Source organism: Endozoicomonas sp. ONNA1, assembly GCF_024606325.1.
Classification (GTDB): Bacteria; Pseudomonadota; Gammaproteobacteria; order Pseudomonadales; family Endozoicomonadaceae; genus Endozoicomonas_A.
This window is the reverse complement of record NZ_JAHHPN010000704.1, coordinates 1-5,541: the sequence shown is the minus strand read 5'-3', so window position 1 is coordinate 5,541 and position 5,541 is coordinate 1. Positions and strand designations below refer to the sequence as shown.

Below are 5,541 nucleotides of genomic sequence, written 5' to 3'. Positions count from 1 at the left end.
TTTATCCTCAATTTCTTGCAATCCTCGCTACGGACGCTTAAGTCCGACAGGCTGCAAGGTCATAATCCAGGAAAAGAATTTTGCCTTTCAGGCTTTTTAGCCCGTTACAAGGAAAAATAAATATGAAAGGATAATACTATCAAATCGCCATAAGCGAAAAAACGCAGTCTGCATCACCTTATCGGGATGTTTGCTGTCATTCCCAATGAAAACAAGCCTTAAGCGGAAAATGCAACCAGCTCTGTATCACAAAGTCAGCGCGTTTTCTTGATAAAAAGGACACACCCATGGATCACCAGATTCCAGTTATGCAGCGTCTGTCACCCGTTCGCAACTCTACCCGGGCTCAGGATGCTAATGCCCTGGCCACTGAGCAGCTTCAACACTTTGGCATTCAGCCAGACACGCCCTTTGGTCAATCATTACTCAGCGCCGCCAGCAGCCTTTATCAGGCGGGCTCCGATATCAGTCAGTTCGAGAGCCTTTGTCAGACCATAGCCTCACTGCCCGAATCAGACAAAATCAGTCACTTCAATGCCAAAAAATTTCTCTGTTTCCAGCTGGCCAAGCTGATCGACATGCTGCAACCCAGTATGAAGCAGGATTATCACGCCCTGGAAATGGATGTCAGCAGTCGTGTTGTGAAAGGCGATTACCCTCTGTTTGCCAATGTTGGTGCACTCTTCTCGGCCACTCCCGCCGTCGTGAAGACCGCTACTTATCTTTATGCCTGCACTGAATGGGTAGAAGATGCCTTCCACGGCAAGGAAAGCAGCCACCCAATCTACAGTCGCCTGCTCAACCCTACTTCCATCTCACTGGCCAATACCCTGACCGCCCTGGAAGCTGGAGAAAATGCCGGTGAATACATGACCTGGAATTTCAACAGCGGTATGGCCGCCATTGATGCCCTGCTGGCCAACCAGCTCAGGCATGGCGATATTCTGCTCAGTTCCCGTAATGTTTATGGCGGTACTTTCCAGCTGATGCAGGATTTCTATGCCCGCCCTGACCGTATGGCCGTTAAACTCGAATGGTTTGATGGGTCCTCTGGTGAAGCATTCAGTGAGAAGCTCAGGCAGGTCGAAGAGAAATACAAGTCAGCCCTGGAAGATGGCAAAAAAATCCTGGTTTATCTGGAATCTCCCTGTAATCCACATGGCAATGTGATTGATGTTGCCAGTATCTGTAAACAGAGCCACGAAAAAGGTTATCTGGTGGCTCTTGATTCAACCCTGGCCACGCCCTTCCTTCATCGCCCACTGCGCAATAGGGACAAGAGCAAAAGACCCGACTGGGTCATCCACAGTTACACCAAAGACATCTCCGGCTCCGGCAGCGCCACTGCGGGTGGTATCATTGGCGAAAACCGTCGTATGTTTCTGCCTAAGAACACCGGGCATGAAGGTATACGCTGGGATGAAACCCTGTTCTGGGACGTATATTACATCAAGGGCGCTTTCCTGGATGCCGATAAATCGCTGGATATCATCAATGGCCTGAAAACCCTTGAGAGCCGAATGCTGTCCAAGTGCATCAATACGCTGGTGTTCAGTCACTATCTTGATGCCCACGACCAGATTCAGGTCAACAGTCATGCCCTGAACAGCCACCCCAACTCAGACTTGCGGGAAGAACAGCTCTATCTGGGCCTGCCCAGTCCACTGTTCAGCATTGATATGGAGAAAGCTCACATTCCACGGGAAGCCTTTATCCGTTTCTTTGATGCCCTGGAGCCAGCTTTTGGCCATATGGTCAGTCTCGGACAGAGCAATACTTTGATACTTTGTCCGGCCTTAACGTCTCACTCGGAAATGGACGAATCTGCCCAACAAGAAGCAGGTATTTTCCTGACCACCATTCGTGTCGCCATGGGCGATGAAAACCCAAGGGATCTGATAAGACAGTTCAAAGCTTGCGCAAAGCTTCATCTGGATCCGGTCATGCCGGGATTCTCCGAACAGTTTATGTCAGACGAAGCACTGGATAAAATGATACGGGAGACCCATCTGGATGTGCATTCCAGACATCTGGAGTTTATGAGTAAAGAATAAAGACGACGATTTTTTTATATCTGAATGAACAGAGAACAATGCCGGAACAACATAAAAAGGTCATGATGGATTCTTTTCATCCTGTTCCTCACCTGTTGAAGCAGCGTGAAGCATTGACAGATTCAGCTGAAAGTGAAGTAACTTACAGTCAGGCTGTTCCAAGAGTCAGCATGTTCATAATCAAGCGTATCAGGGTGTCTTTATGTTCTGGGTCTGACTCTGCAACCAGCAGAGTCAATGCTGCAAGACCTATGTCGTTAATCACTGGTTGGTCATCCTCGTTCATAAGGCGACCATTGCGATACATTTTGCAAACAGCTCCGTGGCCTCCCCTCGCTGAATTAATTGCCTTTTCAGTTCATTTAGTGATGTCATGGCCTGATACTTATCGACCAGAGTACCGCCGGGCTGACCTGCCGGTTCGCTCAATAAGCCCTCATCGTAGCGTTGTAGCCAGAGAAAGGTCTGAGTATACCGGCTGACGATTTCAACCAGCCCTCTGCCTGCCTCTGCTTCCAGTTCGGGCGTTGCTGCTGCTTTGCGAATAAGCACTAAGGCAGCTTCCAGCTCTTTGGCGTTTTCTTCAAAACGTTGCTGGTTGATGGAGAACCCGTGAGTGAGATGGTTATTCAGAACACCGGTTGCCCATCTACGGAATTGAACCGCCCTTTTTGAATTGACTCGATAGCCAACAGAAATAATGACATCAAGATCGTAATGTTTTAGGTTTCGGCGTACCTGTCTTTTGCCCTCCTTTTGAACAACTAAGAAATCCTTAGAAGTTAATTTTTCCTCAAGCTCCTGATTTTTATATATATTTTTCAGGTGCATTAAGATATTTTCTGCTGTTGTTCCAAATACCTCACCCATTTGACGTTGGGTTAGCCAAACGCTTTTTTGGGCAAGCTGAACATGGATGCTTCCTGAATCAGTGGTAAAGATCTGAACCTCATTAGAGTCCGAGTTCATTAATTAACCTCTGTTCTGATTGTTAGAGTTGCATCAAGAATAGTCATTAATTGCTCGTGAGGTTATGCCATTTCCTTTTGCTGTGCAGCTTACTGACTGATCAACTCATTCAGATCATCACACACCGGCGCTGGATCATGGAAGCAGGAAAAGAATGGTTTGTATCCTGCCATCTTATTCTCAGCGAACTTTTACCCGCTGCAACCTTTGGTTCTTGACAGAAACAAACACTTGCTCTTTTTGTTAGTCTACTTTGCACAAACAGAAAGAAAAGATGGATAGATAATGATGGTAAAAACACTTTCTACGGTGCTTTTCTTATTGCTGCTTTCGCTGTCTGTTATTTGTCAGGCCGAAAAGCTGACAAGACGTTTTGTTGTCGAGTTTGCACCGCATCAGGGGACAGGTTCTCTGGACCGGGTCTTTTCCATAAAGCATAATCTGAATACATTGCCGGTCGGCTCGTTAGACATTGACGACACAAACGGCTGCCCGTATTTTTCGGCTGCAAACGAGCCAGGTGGATTGAATGGTTACGGTTTAGCCACCCGCTTTATTGCCTCGATTTACTGGCAATGGCTTTATCCCACTCACTTGCTGGTTGCTTACGAACTGGCTCTGACCACCAATGGTGCCCCCCTGGGCTCTATCCCTTGTTTGCGGCTACCTGAAAAAGCATTTATTGCTGTCGGCTGGCTTTTGAAAAGCTATTGGAACCCCGATTCATTGCTGTTTAACCCAATGGGTCAACCGGGGGCGGCATTTGTTTCGACACAAGTGGGTCATCCGTTTGCGATCATCACTAAGGGGCCTAACGGGCATGATGAACAAAAAAATGCTCCACCAGACCAGCCACTCGCGTCATCGTCCGGGCAGCAGGCCTCGGCAAGAACCACCCAGCTGAGAGCTTCTTTCACCAGCCCTCTGGATTCCGGCTCTGCCGACGGTAATGAAGACCCTGAACAACACCGACATACCTACGGCTTAGATTGTTACGTCGATGCCTGTAATGGCGTTTGTCAATTCAGACCACCAGCCGCCATCGGAGGGCTGGCTGAAGCAAATGAGGAGTGCCCCGTATGTCTTGACAAGCTTGACGATGTAATTACTGTTCCCTGTTGTTCGAAGAAAATTGACAGGCACTGTTTACAAAAGGTGATTCTGAGCGCTTCACGATGGTCCTGCCCACTTTGCAGAGGGGACCTGTCATCATTGGCACAATCACCGGATTTTGTAGCGGGCATAAAGGCACAGCAGGACTTACCAGATTCTTATAACGAGGCCTCGGGCATCAGATCCTCGCAAACGACTTATTTCGGGGAGGTCTCAGAAACAATCATCGAACCTGCAGGTTCTTTCACCAGCCTCCTGCATTCGAGCTCTGCCGACGGTAACCAACTGCATACTTTGAGTTTGTACTGTCCGGCCTACCCCTGTGATGGCGGCGTTTGTCGTTATCAAGTGCGAACAGTTATATTCAGCGAAGTGTCAGGGGCGTCAGAAGATATAGGATATCTGGATGATTTAGATTAGCAGAACCCAAGCCAGCCCCCTCCTTAACCATTAAGTCTTAATTCTGGACTTGAACATCAAAGCGGCCAGCCCACCCAATACCATCCCGGATACCAGACCTCCCAGGTGAGCGGCGTTCGCCATCTGCCCCAGCAATGGCCCGAGAATATCGGTATAGCCGATGACCAGCCACACAAGCATAAAGCCATAAATCGCCGGAGGCAGACCCATGTAGAAACTCTTGTCCAGCCGTTCGCGCACCATGCTGTAACCCATCAGCCCGTAAACCACGCCGGAAAGACCACCAAAGAGCACAGAACCCTCTGACATGACATATTGAGCGAAGTTTGACAGCACCCCGGTCAGAAAAACCAGTCCCAACAGATGGGTACCGCCCTGATGCCTTTCAATTCGACCACCCAGTACGTAAAACATCAGGGCATTGAACACCAGATGAAGAATCCCGAAATGAATAAATATCGGCGTGATCAGGCGCCAGTACTCATGACTCTCCAGTGTGTGCTCCAGAGAGGCATAGTAGATGTAGCCGCTGGATAACTTGAAATCCACGAAGGTGAAACTGGAAATAGCCTGAATGTTCTCACCCAGATGAGTCAGAACCGCCACCACCAGACAGACCGCAAGGATCAGAAAGGTGAAGGGAAAGCTTTTCCAGGGAATGCTTTTGAAGAAGTTTCCGACCTCGGCTCCTCTGCGGGGGGGTGCTACTTCCAGTTCAAGCTCTCCGGACTGCCAGTCCCGGTAGAACTGTTCTACTGCGGCCCCCTGCTGCTCATTCTGGGTCCAGAGCACCTGCTTCCCGGATTCCTCGGTAATTCTGTGGGGCACTCCCTGCCGATAAAGAAAGTAGGACAGTGCACTCAAATCCTTATGTGCAGAAAGTTCCAGCACCCTATACATAGTCGACTCTTGTAATGCTCAAACGATTTAGTCTAGCAGCCTGTCGGACTTAAGCGTCCGTAGCGAGGATTGCAAGAAATTGAGG

Annotated in this window: 5 protein-coding genes; 2 read left to right on the top strand and 3 right to left on the bottom strand. The window is 48.8% G+C overall.

All coding sequences use genetic code 11. The features are described from left to right. Nucleotides 1-287: 287 nt before the first annotated feature. On the top strand, nt 288-2,054 hold the full coding sequence (locus tag KDK19_RS16565; protein ID WP_257274904.1) for a PLP-dependent aspartate aminotransferase family protein: 1,767 nt from the start codon (nt 288-290) through the stop codon (nt 2,052-2,054). A 148-nt stretch (nt 2,055-2,202) separates the two neighbouring features. Here the strand turns inward: KDK19_RS16565 and KDK19_RS16560 are convergent, their stop codons facing one another. Together KDK19_RS16560 and KDK19_RS16555 are read right to left on the bottom strand one after the other, a co-directional pair. Then, on the bottom strand, nt 2,203-2,340 hold the full coding sequence (locus tag KDK19_RS16560) for a hypothetical protein (RefSeq protein WP_257274905.1): 138 nt from the start codon (nt 2,338-2,340) through the stop codon (nt 2,203-2,205). Beyond that, nucleotides 2,337-3,023 carry a virulence RhuM family protein gene (locus tag KDK19_RS16555; protein ID WP_257274906.1) on the bottom strand — a complete coding sequence of 229 codons (687 nt, stop codon included), beginning with the start codon at nt 3,021-3,023 and terminating at the stop codon, nt 2,337-2,339. Before KDK19_RS16555 ends, KDK19_RS16560 begins: the two co-directional genes overlap by 4 nt. Before the next feature lie 285 nt (nt 3,024-3,308). Here KDK19_RS16555 and KDK19_RS16550 point away from each other — a divergent pair, with 285 nt between their 5' ends. After that, complete coding sequence (locus KDK19_RS16550) at nt 3,309-4,556, top strand: RING finger domain-containing protein (RefSeq protein ID WP_257274907.1); 1,248 nt, start codon at nt 3,309-3,311, stop codon at nt 4,554-4,556. 30 nt (nt 4,557-4,586) lie between these two features. Here the strand turns inward: KDK19_RS16550 and KDK19_RS16545 are convergent, their stop codons facing one another. Then, nucleotides 4,587-5,456, bottom strand: coding sequence for a rhomboid family intramembrane serine protease (locus tag KDK19_RS16545; RefSeq protein ID WP_257274908.1), 870 nt, complete (start codon nt 5,454-5,456; stop codon nt 4,587-4,589). Nucleotides 5,457-5,541: the final 85 nt, after the last annotated feature.

Coding starts and splice junctions, on each gene's coding strand:
- KDK19_RS16565 (WP_257274904.1), top strand. CDS start 288: ATGGATCACCAGATTCCAGTTATGCAGCGTCTGTCACCCGTTCGCAAC.
- KDK19_RS16560 (WP_257274905.1), bottom strand. CDS start 2,340: ATGAACGAGGATGACCAACCAGTGATTAACGACATAGGTCTTGCAGCA.
- KDK19_RS16555 (WP_257274906.1), bottom strand. CDS start 3,023: ATGAACTCGGACTCTAATGAGGTTCAGATCTTTACCACTGATTCAGGA.
- KDK19_RS16550 (WP_257274907.1), top strand. CDS start 3,309: ATGATGGTAAAAACACTTTCTACGGTGCTTTTCTTATTGCTGCTTTCG.
- KDK19_RS16545 (WP_257274908.1), bottom strand. CDS start 5,456: ATGTATAGGGTGCTGGAACTTTCTGCACATAAGGATTTGAGTGCACTG.